We start from the raw sequence: 15,970 nt of genomic DNA, 5'->3' as shown, positions 1-15,970 counted from the left end.
GTGCGAGCCGGATCCGGCTCACTCGCCGAACTGCGCCTGGGCGTTCGACAGCAGCTCCTCCATCGTCATCTGGCCGTTGTAGACGCTGACGAGGTTGGGCTGGATGTAGCTGTCGAGCTTCTGCCAGTTCTTGGTCATGTACAGCGGCACCGTGTCACCGAACGCGGCCTCGAACACCGACTGGACCTGGTCGCGGTACTGCTCGTCGATCGACTCGAAGTACAGCGGCTGCGACGAGATGCGGGCCGGGTAGGAGCGGCCGGACGACGCGATGTAGTCCTGCGCGTCCTCGCCGACGAGGGAGCCGAGCACCTTCAGCGCGGCCTCCGGGTTCTTGCAGTTCTCGGCGATGCCGTAGCCGGAGCCGAGGATGGGACCGGGGTTGCCGTCCACACCCGCGGGCAGCGGCACCATGCCGGCGGCGAAGCCGGACTCGTTGTTGAGGTAGCTGACGGCGTTCCAGGTGCCGTCGACGGCCATGGCCGCGTTGCCACCCGTGTACTGGTTCTCGCCCCAGCCGGTGTCGGAGGCGGAGGCGACCGGAGCCGCGACCTTCTTCTCCGTGACCAGGCCGGCGTACCAGGACGCGGCGTCGACGAAGTCCTCGTCGTCGATGTGCAGCGTGCCGTCCTCGGAGGCGGGCTGCGTGGCGGAGTACGCGATCGGCATCGACATCCACTGGTAGCCGCCCATGCCCATGCCGAAGCCGTACTTGCCGTCCTTCGTGGCGTCGGCGGCGATCGTGTCGAAGTCGTCGAACGTCCAGCCGATCTCCGGCGTGGCGGCACCGGCGGCGCTGAGCATGTCCTGGTTGTAGTAGACGAGCATCGTGGCGACGTCGAACGGCACGCCGTAGACCTTGCCCTCGAAGCTGAGGATGCCGTCGGCGCTCGGGTTGAACTCCGACCAGTCGATGCCCGCGGTCTTGAGATCCTCGTCGCTGAGCTCGCGGAAGCCGGCCGTGTAGCCGCCGAGCTGCGCGCCGCTCATGCCGGTGATGCACGCCATGTTGCCGCTGGCCATGTTGGTCGTGAGCTTGGTGAAGAAGTCACTCCACGGCGACGTCTGCAGCTTGATCTTGATGTCCGGGTTCTGCTTCTGCGCGAACTCGATCTGCGCCTCCAGCGCATCGACGTCCGACTCGCTGCCGGCCCACATGTCCACGACGATGGTGTCGCCGTCGGCCGAGCCTCCGGATCCCCCGCTGCTCGCACAGCCGGTCATCGCCACGGCCACGCCCGCGACAGCGGCGACAGCCCCCACACGCAACTTCTTCATTGAATGCCTCCTGAGAAGGGAACGGTTATTTCGAGACTCGAACTAACCAATTAGGATTTCGTATGAAGTTACGCTGTCATAGTTCGCAAGGTGCCGCAAGCTGAACATCCGATGTTTATAGGGTGGTGATAATTCGTCACTCCCCCGAAACATGCGACACCCCCGCTACGCTGACGATGCTCCGAGACGAAGGGCCTCCATGACGAACCCCGCCGACACCCCCGTCGACGATCCGCACACACGGCGCATCCTCGACTTCGTCGCGCGCGGGCAAGCCCGCTCCCGCTCGGAGCTCGCCTCCGCTCTCGGCGTGGCCGCCTCCACCGTCGGCCTGCGCGTACAGGCGCTTCTCGATGCCGGCGTGCTGGAGGAGGCCGGGGCCGGCACCTCCCGCGGGGGACGACGGCCACGCGTGCTCCGGATCGCCGGCGACGGCATCGTGCTGTCCGCCGATCTCGGCGGGCGCCATGCCCGCATCGGGCGGCACGACCTCAGCGGCGGCCTGCTCCACTCGGAGACCATCGCGATCGACGTCGCGGACGGCCCGGAGGCCACCTTGGAGAGAGTGTCGGAGGTGTTCGAGCGCCTGCTCGCCGAGACGCGGGTCCACGCGATCGGCGTGAGCCTGCCCGGCCCCGTCGACGTCGCGACCGGCTCCGTGGATCAGCCCTCGCGGATGCCGGGGTGGCCTGGATTCCGCGTCGGCGAGCACCTCGCGGAGCGCCACGGTGTCCCCGTCGTCGTCGACAACGACGCCAATCTCGCCGCCCTCGGCGAGCACCGTCGCCAGCTCGGGCACGCCCAGCACAGCATCACCGTCAAGGCGGGCACCGCGATCGGCAGCGGGATCATCGTGGACGGCCACATCCACCGCGGGGCCACCGCTGCGGCCGGCGACATCACGCACACGCGCATCGACGGCAGCGGGGACATCCCCTGCTCCTGCGGCAACACCGGCTGCCTGGAGACCGTGGCCAGCGGCGCGAGCCTCGTCCGCCAGATGCGCGAGCGCGGCAACACGGACGTCCGCACCACGGCCGACGTGCTGACACTGGCACGGGACGCGGACCCGCTGGCGACGACGCTCGTCCGCACCGCCGGGACCCACCTGGGTCAGGCGCTCTCCGGGGTCGTGAACTTCTTCAACCCGCACGCCCTCTTCCTCACCGGGAGCATGAGCGCCTCCGAGCCGTTCATCGCCGCGGTGCGCAGCCGGGTCTACGAGGCCTGCCACCCGCTCGCGACCCAGCGCCTGCGGATCGAGGCCGCGGCCACCGGCGCGGACGCGATCCTGCACGGCGCCGCACGCCTCGCGCTGGAGGGCATGGAGATCCCGGTGGCGACGGCCTGAGCCGCCGCCACCGACGGCCTCACTCCCCTGTCAGGCGCAGCTCGATGACCGGCATCAGCACGTCGGGACGCCGTACCGGGAGATGCACCGTGAGCGTCCCCTCGGCCTCGCCTGCCGGCGTCATCAGGTCGGCCTGCTGGTCCGGGTCGCTGATGCTCGTGCGCAGCCAGGACCCGTCGTTCAGCAGGCGCGCATACGAGACCCTGCCCGCGAGTGCCGGCAGATGCACGAAGCCCAGCGGCCAGCTGAACAGGCTCAGGTAGAGCCGGTCGCCGCGGAGCGTGTACACGCCCTCTCGGGGCGGCGTGAACGGCGCATGACCGGCCCCGATCACGGCGCGGTCGTGGAGCCGCATCCACTCGCCGATCTCGGCGAGGGTCGCCGCGTCCCGGGGGGCGATCGCCCCGCGGCCGTCCGGACCGATGTTGAGCAGCATGTTGCCGCCCATCGACACCGAGTCGACGAGCATCTGCACGAGCAGCACCGGCGACTTCTGGTCGGTGTTGTCCCGGTGATAGCCCCAGGAGCCGTTGAGCGTCTGGCACGCCTCCCACACGAGGGGCACGCCGTCGCGGACGATCGGAGCCGTCGGCTGGTACTGCTCTGGCGTCACGAAGTCCGCGGGGATGCCGAGCCGGTCGTTGACGAGCATCTCCGGCTGCAGCTCACGGCACAGCGCGAGCAGCGCCTCGGCGTCCCAGTCCTGCGGCCCCTTCCCCTCCCAGCCGTCCTTGGACTCCGGGTAGGTGAAGTCGAAGAACAGGTAGTCGATGTCGCCGTACTCGGTGAGCAGCTCGCGGACCTGACCATGCAGGTACTCCCGGTAGCGGGCCATGTCGCGCCCCTCGTTCAGGGCGTGCGCGTTCTCGTCGTCGCGTCGGGGGTGGTTCCAGTCCACCGTGAAGTCGGGGTGATGCCAGTCGATGACCGAGTGGTAGAGGCCGACGCGGATCCCTTCGGCACGGAGGGCGTCGACGTGCTCGCGGACGAGGTCCCGTCCGACCGCCGTGACGGAGGTGAAGTCGGTCAGCTTCGAGTCCCAGAGGCAGAAGCCGTCATGGTGCTTGGTCGTGAGCACGACGTAGCCCATCCCCGTCTCCTTGGCGGTCTTCGCCAGGGCCGCGGCATCGAAGAGGTCGGGATCGAAGTTGTCGAAATAGGGGCGGTACTCCTCGTCGGTGAGGCGTTCGTAGTTCTGCACCCACTCGTGCCGCGCGGCTCCGCTGTAGAGGCCGAAGTGGACGAACATGCCGAAGCGGGCGTCATCAAACCATTCCTGTCGCATGCGTCCATCCTGGCACAGACATCCGATGTCTGCGCCCCGTGAATGCTGTGCGGAACGCCGAACGGGCGCCCCCGAGGGGACGCCCGTTCGTTCGCGAGTCGAATCAGCGCGCGGCGCTGCCGTCGACGTAGTCCTCGTCCTGCTGCTTCCAGGCGAAGAGCGAACGCAGCTCCTTGCCGGTCGCCTCGATCGGGTGCTGCTCCTCCTTGGCGCGGAGGGCGAGGAACTCCTCGGCCCCGTTGTCCTGGTCCTCGATGAAGCGCTTCGCGAACGCGCCGGACTGGATGTCGGACAGGACGCCCTTCATGCTCTCCTTGACGCGCTCGTCGATCACGCGCGGGCCGGACACGTAGTCGCCGAACTCGGCGGTGTCGGAGATCGACCAGCGCTGCTTGGCGATGCCGCCCTCCCACATGAGGTCGACGATGAGCTTGAGCTCGTGCAGGACCTCGAAGTAGGCGATCTGCGGCTGGTAGCCTGCCTCGACGAGGGTCTCGAAGCCCGCCTGCACCAGGTGGCTCATGCCACCGCAGAGCACGGCCTGCTCGCCGAACAGGTCGGTCTCGGTCTCCTCGGTGAAGGTCGTCTTGATGACGCCGGCGCGGGTGCCGCCGATCGCCTTCGCGTACGAGAGCGCGAGGTCCCAGGCGTGACCGGACGCGTCGCGCTCGACGGCGATGATGTCCGGAATGCCGCGGCCGGCGACGAACTCGCGACGCACGGTGTGACCGGGAGCCTTCGGCGCGACGAGGATCACGTCGACACCCTCGGGAGCGTCGATGTAGCCGAAGCGGATGTTGAAGCCGTGCGCGAAGGCCAGGGTCTTGCCCGCCGTCAGGTTCGGGGCGATGGACTCGCTGTAGATCGTGCGCTGGTGCTGGTCCGGCGCGAGGATCATGATGACGTCGGCCCACTCGGTCGCCTCGGCGACGGTCTTCACGGGGAAGCCGGCCTCCTCGGCCTTCGCGGCGGACTTCGAGCCCTCCTTGAGGGCGATCGCGACCTCGACACCCGAGTCGCGCAGGTTCTGGGCGTGGGCGTGGCCCTGCGAGCCGTAGCCGACGATGGCGACCTTCTTGCCCTGGATCAGGGACAGGTCGGCGTCGTCGTCGTAGAAGATCTCGGTGCTCACTGGTTTCTCTCCTTGGTTGTGGTTGTGCGGGACGCGCGGTCCCTGAGTCTGTCGAAGGGTCAGCCGCGCAGGACGCGCTCGGTGATGCTCTTGCCGCCGCGGCCGATCGCGAGGAGGCCGGACTGGGCGATCTCCTTGATGCCGAAGGGCTCCAGAGCGCGCAGCAGCGCCTCGACCTTGCCCTTGTCTCCGGTGACCTCGATGACGAGGGCGTCGGCGGCGTAGTCGACGACCGAGGCGCGGAAGAGGTTGACGACCTCGATCACGTTCGAACGGCTGGCATTGTCGGTGCGCACCTTCACGAGCATGTGCTCGCGCTGCACGGACGACGCCGGGTCGAGCTCGACGATCTTGATGACGTTGATCAGCTTGTTGAGCTGCTTGGTCACCTGCTCGAGCGGCAGCTCCTCCACGTCGACGACGACCGTGATGCGGGAGATCCCCGGCACCTCGGTCACGCCGACGGCGAGGGAGTCGATGTTGAAGCCCCGGCGCGCGAACAGGCCGGCGACGCGGGTCAGGAGGCCGGGGGTGTTCTCCACCAGCAGGCTCAGGACGTGGGTCGACATGGCTCAGTCCTCCTCGTCGAACGCGGGCGCGTGGTCGCGCGCGTACTGGACATAGCTGTTGCTGACCCCCTGCGGCACCATCGGCCACACCATGGAGTCGGCGCTCACGACGAAGTCGATCACGACGGGGCGGTCGTTCGTCTCCAGCGCGAGCTGGATGGCGGCGTCGACCTCCTCCTCCTTCTCCACGCGGATCGCGAGGCAGCCGTAGGCCTCCGCGAGCTTCACGAAGTCGGGGATGCGGATCGTGCCGTGCCCGGTGTTCAGGTCGGTGTTGGAATGACGGCCGTCGTAGAAGAGCGTCTGCCACTGCCGGACCATGCCCAGAGACGAGTTGTTGATGATCGCGACCTTGATCGGGATGTTGTTGATCGCGCAGGTGGCGAGCTCCTGATTGGTCATCTGGAAGCAGCCGTCGCCGTCGATCGCCCAGACCTGGCGTTCCGGCTCCGCGACCTTGGCGCCCATGGCCGCCGGCACCGAGTAGCCCATCGTGCCCGCGCCGCCGGAGTTCAGCCAGGCGTTCGGGCGCTCGTACTTGATGAACTGCGCAGCCCACATCTGGTGCTGCCCCACACCGGAGGCGAAGATGCCCTCCGGACCGGTGAGCTCTCCGATGCGCTGGATCACGTACTGCGGGGCGAGCAGGCCGTCGGTCGTCGGCGCGTACCCGAGGGGGAACTCGTTGCGAAGTCCGTCGAGGTACGACCACCACTCCTCGATGTCGGGCTTCGCGTCGGCCGTCGCTCCGCGGAAGGCGGCATCGAGATCGGTGAGCACGTCGCGCACATCGCCCACGATCGGCACGTCGGCCGTGCGGATCTTGGAGATCTCCGCCGGATCGATGTCGACGTGCACGACCTTCGCGTGCGGCGCGAACAGCGCGGCCTTGCCCGTGACGCGATCGTCGAACCGGGCGCCGAGCGAGACGAGGAGATCGGCCTCCTGCAGCGCGAGCACGGCGGGAACCGTGCCGTGCATGCCCGGCATGCCCAGGTGCTGCGGGTGCGAGTCGGGGAACGCGCCGCGCGCCATCAGCGTGGTGACGACGGGCGCGCCGGTCGACTCGGCGAGCTCGAGCAGCTCGGCCGCGGCACGGCCGCGGACGACGCCTCCACCCACGTACAGCACCGGCTTCTTCGCCTCGGCGAGGAGGGCGGCTGCCGCCTGGATCTGCTTGCCGTGCGCCTTGGTCACCGGTCGGTACCCGGGGAGGTCGATCTTCGGCGGCCACACGAACGGGGCCGTCGCCTGCTGCGCATCCTTGGTGATGTCCACGAGCACGGGACCGGGACGACCGGTGCCGGCGATCTCGTAGGCCGCGGCGATGGCACCGGGGATGTCGGCGGCGTCCTTCACCAGGAACGAGTGCTTGGTGATCGGCATCGTGATCCCCACGATGTCGGCCTCCTGGAACGCGTCCGTCCCCATCAGCGTCGAGAACACCTGGCCTGTGATCGCGAGCAGCGGCACCGAGTCCATGTAGGCGTCGGCGATCGCCGTGACGAGGTTGGTCGCTCCGGGACCGGAGGTGGCGATGCACACGCCGACCTTGCCGGATGCGGACGCGTAGCCCTCGGCCGCGTGACCCGCGCCCTGCTCGTGCCGCACGAGGATGTGGCGCAGCTGCGAGGCGTCCATGAGCGGGTCGTAGACCGGGAGGATCGCGCCGCCGGGAAGGCCGAAGACGTCCGTGACGCCGAGAAGCTCGAGCGAGCGGACGACGGCCTCCGCACCGGTGATCTCCGGAGCGGATGGACGGGCGGGCGGCCTCGGCACGGCCGAGACGGAGTCAGCAGTCATGACTTTCCTTCTGATGAACTGTGCGGGACACCGGCGCTCCGATCGAGCGGTTGCTGAGCCGGTCGATGGATCAGCCGGTCGTCGCTCCCTCGGCGGCGGACCGCACGAGGCGCGAGTACTTGGCAAGAACGCCTCGGGTGTAGCGCGGGGGAAGCGGCTCCCAGCCAGAGCGGCGGGAGGCGAGCTCTGCCTCGTCGACGAGTAGATCGAGAGAGCGAGCTGCGATATCGACCCGTATCAGATCACCATCGCGCACGAAGGCGATAGGACCTGCGTCCACCGCTTCGGGTGCTATGTGGCCGATGCACAGGCCGGTTGTGCCGCCTGAGAATCGTCCGTCCGTCAAGAGTAGTACATCTTTTCCGAGCCCCGCGCCCTTGATGGCCGCGGTGATGGCGAGCATCTCGCGCATGCCCGGTCCGCCCTTGGGGCCCTCGTACCGGATGACGATGACCGTCCCCGGCTCGATGCTGCCCTCGGCGACCGCGTCCATGGCGGCGCGCTCCCGCTCGAACACCCGCGCGGGGCCCTCGAAGACGGCAGCGTCGAAGCCGGCGGTCTTGACCACGGCACCCTCCGGCGCGAGCGATCCGTGCAGGATCGTCAGGCCGCCGGTGGCGTGGATCGGGTTGTCGAACGTGTGGATGACCTCGCCGTCGATCGGCTGCGGGTCGAGCTCGGCGAGGTTCTCGGCGAGCGTCTTGCCGGTGACCGTGAGCGCGTCGCCGTGCAGCAGCCCTTCGTCGAGCATGGCCTTCATGATCACGGGGATGCCGCCGTGCCGGTCGACGTCGTTCATGACGTACTTGCCGAACGGCTTCATGTCGGCCACGTGCGGGACCTTGTCGCCGATGCGGTTGAAGTCGTGCAGGCTCAGCTCGACCTCGGCCTCGCGGGCGATCGCGAGCAGGTGGAGGACGACGTTGGTCGAGCCGCCGAGGGCCATCGCGAGGGCGATCGCGTTCTCGAACGCCTCCTTGGTGAGGATGTCGCGCGTCGTGATCCCCTGGCGGAGCAGGTTCACGACCGCCTCGCCCGAGCGGTGCGCGAAGTAGTCGCGACGGCGGTCGGCGGCGGGCGGCGCGGCGGAGCCCGGGAGGCTGAGCCCGAGCGCCTCGGCGACGGAGGCCATGGTGTTGGCCGTGTACATGCCGCCGCACGCGCCCTCACCGGGAGCGATGGCGCACTCGATGCGCTTGAGGTCCTCCTCGCTCATGAGGCCGGCACGGCAGGCACCGACCGCCTCGAACGAGTCGATGATCGTGACGTCCTTCTCGGTGCCGTCGGAGAGCTTGACCCAGCCCGGCGCGATCGACCCGGCGTAGAGGAAGACGCTCGACAGGTCGAGGCGCGCGCTGGCCATGAGCATGCCGGGGATCGACTTGTCGCAGCCCGCGAGCAGGACGGAGCCGTCGAGGCGCTCGGCCATCATCACGGTCTCGACCGAGTCGGCGATGACCTCGCGGGAGACGAGCGAGAAGTGCATCCCCTCGTGGCCCATCGAGATGCCGTCCGAGACGGAGATGGTTCCGAACTGCAGCGGGTACCCGCCGCCGGAGTGCACGCCCTCCTTCGCGCCCTGCGCGAGCCGGTCGAGGCTCAGGTTGCAGGGCGTGATCTCGTTCCAGCTCGACGCGATGCCGATCTGCGGCTTGTCCCAGTCGGCATCCCCCATGCCGACGGCGCGGAGCATGCCGCGGGAGGTCGTGGCCTCGATGCCGTCGGTGACGACGCGACTGCGGGGCTTGATGTCGATGGGCGCGCTGGCGGAGGGATCATGCGAGGACATGACGAGAGTCTATTCCTGCGCGACGGCCCTCTCGTTCGCGAGCGTCTCCAGAAGCGCGGCGATCTGTTGTGGAGAGTCCACACGGAGGGTCGCGGCGCTCTCCCCCGGCCCGACGCGCACGCCGAGGTCGCCCTCCTGCAGCACGCGCATCGCATCCTCGTCGGTCACGTCGTCGCCGGCGAAGAGGATCCCCGTCGCGTCGAAGCGCTCACGGAGGGCGATCATCGCGGCGTCCTTCCCCTCGTTCCGCGACGAGAACTCCAGCACCCGGTGGCCGGCACGCCGCCGCCAGTGCGGGAAGCGCTCGGCGACGAGGGCATCGATCTCGGCGAAGACCTTCTCCTCGGTGTCCCGGTCCGCGCGGCGGGTGTGCACGCCCATGCCGAAAGTCTTGGGCTCCAGTTCCGCCCCCTCGTAACGGTCGATGATCGGCTGCGCGGCAGCCCACAGCTCCTCCCGCGCCCCGGTCTCGGTCGCATCGCCCGGGGCGTCGGCGGCCCCCTCGCCGGGGAACCAGTACTGCGCGCCGTGGGAGCCGGCGAGGACGACGACGGAGTCGTCGGTGTGCTCGGTGATCTCGCGGAGGTCGTGCATGCTGCGCCCGGAGACGTAGGCGACCACGGTGTCGGGCATCGCAGCGAGGCGATTCATCTGCACGGCCACCTCGGGAAGCGCCCGCGCGGCCATGGGGTCCACGACGAGCGGGGACGCGGTGCCGTCGAAGTCGAGGGCGACCACCAGGCGCGGCGTCGTCGCGAGGGCGGTGAGGTCGGCGTCGGCGGTTCCGGGGATCCAGGGGCGCGTCACGGTGTCTCCGATCGAGAGGAAGAAGGGGGTGCAGGAAGGGCGGTCAGCGGCTGCGGACGTCCGCGAGGGCCTCGAGGAAGGACGACGACCAGGCGTTCACGTCGTTGTCGAGCACCCGTCGGCGCAGGGACCGCATGCGGCGTCCCTGCTCGGCGGGCGACATCTCCACGGCCTCCATGATCGCGTCCTTGAGCCCGGCGATGTCGTGCGGGTTGACGCGCACGGCCTGACGGAGCTCGTCCGCCGCGCCGGTGAACTCGCTGAGCACCAGCACGCCGCGGTTGTCCGTCCGCGTGGCGATGTACTCCTTCGCGACGAGGTTCATGCCGTCGCGCAGCGCCGTCACGAGCATGACGTCCGCCGCGAGGTACAGGGCGACCATCTCCTCGCGCGGGTATCCCTGATGCAGGTAGCGGATGGCGGAGTGGCCGACCGTGTCGTGGTCGCCGTTGATGCGGGCCACCGCGAGCTCGATCTCGTCCCGGAGGTGCGCATAGGCGTCCACCCGCTCCCGGCTCGGGCTCGCCACCTGGATGAGGGTGACGTCCTCCACATCGAGGCGGCCGTCTTCGAGGAGCTCGCCGTAGGCCTTGATCCGGTGCCCGATGCCCTTGGTGTAGTCCAGGCGGTCGACGCCGAGGAGGATGCGCTTGGGGTTGCCGAGGCTCGCGCGGATCTCCGCAGCCCGCGCCCGGACGTCCTCCCGCGCGGCCAGTTCGAGGTACGGGGCGGTGTCGATGGAGATCGGGAACGCCTTGGCGATCGCCGTCCGCGAGCCGCCCTGCTCCGGGACCGTGATGTTCGGCCCCTTCACCTCGTAGCGCAGCCGACGCCGCACCGCGGTGAGGAAGTAGGTCGCGTCCTGCGCCCGCTGGAAGCCGATGACGTCGGCGCCGAGCAGTCCGCGGAGGACCTGGTCGCGCCAGGGAAGCTGAGCGTAGAGGCCGTGCGCGGGGAACGGGATGTGGTGGAAGTAGCCGATCGTGACATCGGGGCGCAGCTCGCGGACCATCTGGGGCACGAGCTGGAGCTGGTAGTCGTGGACCCAGACGGTCCCGTCCTCAGCGGCGGCGGCCGCGGCAGCCTCGGCGAACCGGCGATTGACCCGCACATACGCCTCCCACCACTCACGGTGGTACTGCGGCGGGGCGATGACGTCGTGGTAGAGCGGCCAGATCGTGTCGTTGGCGAAGCCCTCGTAATAGTCCGCGACCTCCTCGGAGCTCAGCGTCACCGGGATGAGATGGATCCCATCGGCATCGAAGGCCTCGAGCTCCACGTCCGGCTGACCGGGCCAGCCGACCCAGGCGCCGTGCACGCGGCGCATCATCGGCTCGAGTGCGGCGACGAGTCCGCCGGGCGACGTCCGCCAGGTCTCCTCGCCGTCCGGCCCCACGACCCGGTCCACCGGGAGGCGGTTGGCGACGACGACGAAATCAGCAGCGGTCACAGGGGCACTCCTCGGTCCAGGAGCTTCCAACCTACCGAGGATGAGCGCCGACCGCTGGTCCGCGCTCAGGCCTTGACAGCGGACGTTCCGCGGTGCAGACCGCTGAGGGCCCAGTTGGCGAGACCCGCCGCGAACGCGATGCCGGCCGCGATCATCGGAAGCACGAGGGCGGCCGACGTGCCGAGGCTCTCCGCGATCTCCCCCGCCACCGCGGCGCCGATCGACTGGCCGACGATCACCCCGGAGCCGAGCATCGTCATCACCGTCGCCGACCGGCCACGGGGGCTCCGCGCCGCTCCGAAGCTGTACTGGGTGACGAGGGTCGGACCGATGCCGATGCCCATGATGGCCAGGGCGAGCATCATCCCCGCCGGCGAGTCGACGATGCCGAGCAGCAGCGAGCCGGCGAGGAGGACTCCGGAGAACACGAGCCATCGCGCCCGGAGCGAGAACCGCGCGGGGAGCCACGCGACACCCAGGGCCAGCAGCGCGGAGCCGACGCCCATCACGCCGTACAGCAGGCCCGCCTGCTCCGGGGCACCGAGGTCGGCCATGAACGACGTGAGCGAGGTGAGCATGGTCCCGAAGAAGATGCCGACTCCCAGGATGCCGAGGACGACGATGAGGAGCTGCGGCCGGAACAGCTCGGACACGGCGGACGGCGCCCGGCCGTCCTCGGTGCGGTCCTGCGACACATGCCGTCCGCTCGGGTGCAGCGCGAAGGCCCCGACGAACACCAGGGTCAGTACGGCGGCGCCGACCAGCGGCGCCCAGGGCGCGAGTGCCGAGGCGAGGACACCCACGAGGAAAGGACCGAACACGAAGACGGTCTCGTCGGCGGCCGACTCGTACGCCATCGTGCCGGAAACCGTGCGGGCGCGGCGCTCCGCCGGCATCCGCTCGCCGATGATCGTGACCAGACGGGAGCGCGAGAGCGGCGCCACCTGCGGGGCCGTCGCGCCGATGCCGATCGCGGTGAGAAGCACGAAGCCGTCGGCGGCCGGACCATAGACCACCGCGGTGAAGAGCAGGAGCATCGCCGCGTTGCCCACGGCGAGCGCGAGGAGGACCGTGCGCTGGCCGAAGCGGTCGGCGGCGGCGCCCAGGAGCGGACCGAAGCAGGCGGTGCCGAGACCGACCGCAGCGGAGGTGAGCCCGCCGAGGGACAGGGATTCCCGCGCCGATACGACGACGGTCAGCACACCGACCACCATCATGGCGAAGGGCAGACGCGCGATGAACGCGATCAGGAAGTAGGGCAGGCCGGCGAGGCGGAAGAGGCTCGGCTCGGCGGTATCGGGCGTGGTGCTGGCGTGTGTCATGGCTCTCGCGCGTCGACGACGCGATGTCGGGTGCCGCCGCTGTCCGCCGGAGACGCCGACGGCCGGTAGATACACGGTTTCTGCGGCCGCGGGCGAACCGCGACCCTTCCATGATATCCGGTGCCCCTGGGCGGGCGCCCTGCCAGCCTCTCCCCCGGCTTGTCAAGGCTCCGGCCCGCGCACCCCGGCTGCGGGTACCGTAGGGGCATGCGCTACCTCTTCAGCACCGGACTCGTCGCCGCGATCTCGGCTGGGATCTCGCTGCTGCGCGGCACCCGCAACGAACCCATCACCTGGCGCTCGCTCCTGTCGTGGGTGAGCTGGGGCATCACGATGGCGCTCGCGGTCGGCGCGGTCGTCGACATGCGCCGCGAACGCCACGGCGTGCCGGTGGACGCGGACTCCCCGCAGTCGGTAAAGAAGTCCAAGAAGGCGCAGCGTCTGCAGTTCCGTTCGCAGAAGGCCCTCGCCGACGCGCAGGGGCACGCCCAGGACAAGCGGTCCTGACGCACCCCCGCGCCTCCCGCGTCAGCGCGTGAGGATGAGCGCCTCGCCCTGACCGCCGCCGCCGCACAGGCCGACCGCCGCGGTTCCGCCTCCCCGACGGGCCAGCTCGTGCGCGACGTGCACCACGAGACGGTTGCCGGAGGCACCGATCGGATGACCGATCGCGATGCCGCCGCCGTGCACGTTGACGATCTCACCGTCCAGCCCGAGCTCGGTCTGCGAGCGGGCCACGACGGCCCCGAACGCCTCGTTGATCTCCACGAGGTCGAGGTCCTGCGGGGTGATGCCCTGTTTCCGGCACGCCTGCTCGATCGCTCGCGCCGGCTGCGCCTGGAGCGAGTTGTCAGGGCCGGCGGTCTGGCCGCTCGCGCCGACGGTCACGAGCACCGCCCAACCCTTGGCCTCGGCGGTCGCCCGCGTCGTGACGACCACGGCGGAGGCGCCGTCCGAGATCTGGGACGAGTTACCCGCCGTGATCGAGCCACCCTCGGCGAAGGCGGCACGTAGTCCCGCGAGGGTCTCCACCGTCGTCTCGGGGCGCACGCCCTCGTCCCTGGTCACGCGCACCGGTTCGCCCCGGCGCTGCGGCACCTCGACGGCGACGATCTCCGCGTCGAGCACACCGCTCTCCTGCGCGGCGGCGGCGCGCTGATGCGAGAGCGCGGCGACCTGGTCCTGGGCCTCCCGGGTGAGTTCGTAGCGCGCGTTGTGCCGTTCCGTGGACGCGCCCATGCTCTCCCGGTCGTAGGCGTCCGTCAGCCCGTCGTAGGCCATGTGGTCGAGGACCTCGACGGTGCCGTAGGTCCAGCCCTCGCGCGATCCCATGAGCAGGTGCGGTGCACGGGTCATCGACTCCATGCCGGCGGCGACGACGACCTCGGCGTCCCCGGTCCGGATCATGCGCGCCGCGTCGATCACGGCGGTGAGCCCGGACAGGCAGACCTTGTTCACGGAGTGGGCGGGGACGTCCCAGCCGATTCCCGCGCCGATGGCGGCCTGACGAGCGGCGTTCTGACCCGACCCCGCGGCGAGCACCTGTCCCACGATGACCGCGTCGACGTCTGCCGGGTCCACTCCGCCCTGCTCCAGCGCACCGCGGATCGCGAACGACCCCAGCTGCGGCGCGGTGAAGGCGGCGAGCTGCCCCTTCAGCCGCCCCTGCGGGGTGCGCGCCGCGGCGACGATGACGACATCGTTCTCACTCATTGATCTCGGTCCTTCCGTTGTCCAGTTCCGGGGCGAGGCGGAGAGGCGGCTCCGTGGCGTGCCGCACCTGCTCCACCGTGACATCGGGCGCGAGCTCGACCAGGACGAGCCCGTCCGGCGTCACGTCGATCACCGCGAGGTCCGTGATGATCCGGTCCACGACGCCGCGTCCGGTCAACGGCAGCGTGCAGGCGTCGACGATCTTCGCCGAGCCGTCCTTGGCGACGTGCTCCATCAGCACGATCACCCGTCCCGCGCCGTGCACGAGGTCCATCGCACCCCCGGGGCCCTTGACCATCTTGCCGGGGATCATCCAGTTCGCGAGATCTCCCGAGGCGGAGACCTGCATCGCCCCGAGGATCGCGGCATCGATCTTCCCGCCGCGGATCATGCCGAAGCTGAGGGCGGAGTCGAAGAACGCCGTCCCCGGGAGCGTGGTCACCGTCTCCTTCCCCGCGTTGATGAGATCCGGGTCGACCTCGTCCTCTCGCGGATAGGGCCCGACCCCGAGGATGCCGTTCTCCGACTGCAGCACCACGGTCACGTCGGACGGGACGTGGTTCGGCACGAGCGTGGGCAGACCGATGCCGAGGTTCACATACGCGCCGTCCGGCAGCTCGGCCGCCGCACGCGCGGCCATCTGGTCTCTCGTGAGCGCCATGTCAGGCTCCTTCCGCGGCGACGGTCCGTCGCTCGATGCGCTGGGGGATGTCGTCGCCGACTTCGACGATCCGGTGCACGAAGACCCCGGGCAGATGGATCGCGTCCGGGTCGAGATCTCCCGGTTCGACGAGCCGCTCCACCTGCGCGATGCACACGCGCCCGGCCATCGCGGCGAGCGGGTTGAAGTTCCGCGCCGCTTTCCGGAACACGAGGTTGCCGTGCCGGTCGCCGCGGACCGCGTGGACCAGGGCGAAGTCGGTGGTGATCGCCTCCTCCAGCACGAAATCGCGGGATTCGCCGTGCACCGTGAACGTGCGCACGTCCTTGGGCGGCGAGGCCACCGCGATCGACCCATCGGCGTGGTACCGGCGAGGAAGGCCCCCCTCGGCGACCTGGGTGCCGACGCCCGTCTGGGTGAAGAACGCGGCGATTCCGGATCCTCCCGCCCGCAGCTTCTCGGCGAGCGTGCCCTGCGGGGTCAGCTCCAGCTCGAGCTCCCCGGACAGGAACTGCCGCTCGAACTCCTTGTTCTCCCCCACGTACGACGACGTCATCTTCCGGATGCGCTGCGCGGCGAGCAGAATGCCGAGCCCCCAGTCGTCCACCCCGCAGTTGTTGCTGACGACGCTCAGGTCGGTCGTGCCCTGGGCGAGGAGCGCTTCGATGAGGGCGATCGGGTTCCCGGAGAGCCCGAAGCCTCCGACCGCGAGCGAGGCGCCGTCCGGGATGTCGGCGACCGCGGCGGCCGCGGACTCCCATTGCTTGTCGATCACGTCTGCTCCTTCGGTTCCGTGTCCCCTCCAGCCTC

The 15,970-nt window shown here is 69.8% G+C and carries 14 protein-coding genes; 2 read left to right on the top strand and 12 right to left on the bottom strand.

The genetic code is table 11. The annotated features are described in order from the left end of the window. Nucleotides 1-18: 18 nt before the first annotated feature. Nucleotides 19-1,278 (bottom strand): ABC transporter substrate-binding protein, encoded by a 1,260-nt coding sequence (locus tag KZC57_RS00740; protein WP_060920976.1) that lies wholly within the window; start codon nucleotides 1,276-1,278, stop codon nucleotides 19-21. 199 nt (nucleotides 1,279-1,477) lie between these two features. Here KZC57_RS00740 and KZC57_RS00735 point away from each other — a divergent pair, with 199 nt between their 5' ends. Further along, nucleotides 1,478-2,629 (top strand): ROK family transcriptional regulator, encoded by a 1,152-nt coding sequence (locus KZC57_RS00735; RefSeq protein ID WP_247640825.1) that lies wholly within the window; start codon nucleotides 1,478-1,480, stop codon nucleotides 2,627-2,629. A gap of 19 nt (nucleotides 2,630-2,648) precedes the next feature. Here the strand turns inward: KZC57_RS00735 and KZC57_RS00730 are convergent, their stop codons facing one another. The 8 genes from KZC57_RS00730 to KZC57_RS00695 all read right to left on the bottom strand — a co-directional run bounded on the left by KZC57_RS00730 (nucleotide 2,649) and on the right by KZC57_RS00695 (nucleotide 12,786). Then, entirely contained in the window at nucleotides 2,649-3,914 is a 1,266-nt protein-coding gene (locus KZC57_RS00730) for an alpha-L-fucosidase (protein ID WP_247640824.1), read from the bottom strand. Between the two features lie 103 nt (nucleotides 3,915-4,017). Beyond that, a complete protein-coding gene (ilvC, locus tag KZC57_RS00725; RefSeq protein ID WP_060920979.1) occupies nucleotides 4,018-5,046 on the bottom strand; it encodes a ketol-acid reductoisomerase in 1,029 nt (342 codons plus the stop codon). Between the two features lie 59 nt (nucleotides 5,047-5,105). After that, nucleotides 5,106-5,615, bottom strand: coding sequence for an acetolactate synthase small subunit (gene ilvN, locus KZC57_RS00720; protein WP_025103268.1), 510 nt, complete (start codon nucleotides 5,613-5,615; stop codon nucleotides 5,106-5,108). Between the two features lie 3 nt (nucleotides 5,616-5,618). Then, entirely contained in the window at nucleotides 5,619-7,418 is a 1,800-nt protein-coding gene (locus tag KZC57_RS00715) for an acetolactate synthase large subunit (RefSeq protein ID WP_025103267.1), read from the bottom strand. A 70-nt stretch (nucleotides 7,419-7,488) separates the two neighbouring features. Then, the gene (gene ilvD / locus KZC57_RS00710; RefSeq protein ID WP_060920981.1) at nucleotides 7,489-9,207 is read right to left on the bottom strand and encodes a dihydroxy-acid dehydratase; all 1,719 of its coding nucleotides are present in this window, start codon (nucleotides 9,205-9,207) and stop codon (nucleotides 7,489-7,491) included. A gap of 9 nt (nucleotides 9,208-9,216) precedes the next feature. Continuing rightward, nucleotides 9,217-10,014, bottom strand: coding sequence for a trehalose-phosphatase (gene otsB, locus KZC57_RS00705; protein WP_025103265.1), 798 nt, complete (start codon nucleotides 10,012-10,014; stop codon nucleotides 9,217-9,219). A gap of 43 nt (nucleotides 10,015-10,057) precedes the next feature. Further along, nucleotides 10,058-11,464: a trehalose-6-phosphate synthase gene (locus KZC57_RS00700; protein ID WP_060920982.1), complete on the bottom strand. Its 1,407-nt coding sequence runs from the start codon at nucleotides 11,462-11,464 to the stop codon at nucleotides 10,058-10,060. A 65-nt stretch (nucleotides 11,465-11,529) separates the two neighbouring features. Continuing rightward, entirely contained in the window at nucleotides 11,530-12,786 is a 1,257-nt protein-coding gene (locus tag KZC57_RS00695; protein ID WP_060920983.1) for an MFS transporter, read from the bottom strand. Nucleotides 12,787-12,993: 207 nt separating this feature from the next. Between KZC57_RS00695 and KZC57_RS00690 the strand changes: the two genes are divergently transcribed. Continuing rightward, complete coding sequence (locus KZC57_RS00690) at nucleotides 12,994-13,293, top strand: hypothetical protein (RefSeq protein WP_025103262.1); 300 nt, start codon at nucleotides 12,994-12,996, stop codon at nucleotides 13,291-13,293. Nucleotides 13,294-13,314: 21 nt separating this feature from the next. Here KZC57_RS00690 and KZC57_RS00685 read toward each other — a convergent pair whose 3' ends face one another. Genes KZC57_RS00685 through KZC57_RS00675 form a run of 3 tightly spaced genes read right to left on the bottom strand, consistent with a single transcriptional unit; the run spans nucleotide 13,315 to nucleotide 15,935 of the window. Further along, nucleotides 13,315-14,499, bottom strand: a complete 1,185-nt coding sequence (locus KZC57_RS00685) for an acetyl-CoA C-acetyltransferase (RefSeq protein ID WP_060920984.1) — start codon at nucleotides 14,497-14,499, stop codon at nucleotides 13,315-13,317. Then, a complete protein-coding gene (locus KZC57_RS00680) occupies nucleotides 14,492-15,160 on the bottom strand; it encodes a CoA transferase subunit B (RefSeq protein ID WP_247640823.1) in 669 nt (222 codons plus the stop codon). Before KZC57_RS00680 ends, KZC57_RS00685 begins: the two co-directional genes overlap by 8 nt. 1 nt (nucleotide 15,161) lies before the next feature. Further along, the gene (locus tag KZC57_RS00675) at nucleotides 15,162-15,935 is read right to left on the bottom strand and encodes a CoA transferase subunit A (protein WP_247640822.1); all 774 of its coding nucleotides are present in this window, start codon (nucleotides 15,933-15,935) and stop codon (nucleotides 15,162-15,164) included. Nucleotides 15,936-15,970 lie beyond the last annotated feature (35 nt).

The sequence above is a fragment of the Microbacterium sp. KSW4-4 genome, assembly GCF_023091185.1.
Lineage (GTDB): Bacteria > Actinomycetota > Actinomycetes > Actinomycetales > Microbacteriaceae > Microbacterium > Microbacterium paraoxydans.
The sequence above is the reverse complement of the archived record's forward strand: the minus strand, read 5'-3'. Positions and strand labels throughout refer to the sequence as shown.

Bases quoted from the DNA above. Each gene is read 5' to 3' on its own strand.
- KZC57_RS00695 (WP_060920983.1), bottom strand. From the start codon at position 12,786: ATGACACACGCCAGCACCACGCCCGATACCGCCGAGCCGAGCCTCTTC.
- KZC57_RS00740 (WP_060920976.1), bottom strand. From the start codon at position 1,278: ATGAAGAAGTTGCGTGTGGGGGCTGTCGCCGCTGTCGCGGGCGTGGCC.
- KZC57_RS00685 (WP_060920984.1), bottom strand. From the start codon at position 14,499: ATGAGTGAGAACGATGTCGTCATCGTCGCCGCGGCGCGCACCCCGCAG.
- KZC57_RS00715 (WP_025103267.1), bottom strand. From the start codon at position 7,418: ATGACTGCTGACTCCGTCTCGGCCGTGCCGAGGCCGCCCGCCCGTCCA.
- KZC57_RS00680 (WP_247640823.1), bottom strand. From the start codon at position 15,160: ATGGCGCTCACGAGAGACCAGATGGCCGCGCGTGCGGCGGCCGAGCTG.
- ilvD (WP_060920981.1), bottom strand. From the start codon at position 9,207: ATGTCCTCGCATGATCCCTCCGCCAGCGCGCCCATCGACATCAAGCCC.
- KZC57_RS00735 (WP_247640825.1), top strand. From the start codon at position 1,478: ATGACGAACCCCGCCGACACCCCCGTCGACGATCCGCACACACGGCGC.
- KZC57_RS00730 (WP_247640824.1), bottom strand. From the start codon at position 3,914: ATGCGACAGGAATGGTTTGATGACGCCCGCTTCGGCATGTTCGTCCAC.
- ilvN (WP_025103268.1), bottom strand. From the start codon at position 5,615: ATGTCGACCCACGTCCTGAGCCTGCTGGTGGAGAACACCCCCGGCCTC.
- KZC57_RS00690 (WP_025103262.1), top strand. From the start codon at position 12,994: ATGCGCTACCTCTTCAGCACCGGACTCGTCGCCGCGATCTCGGCTGGG.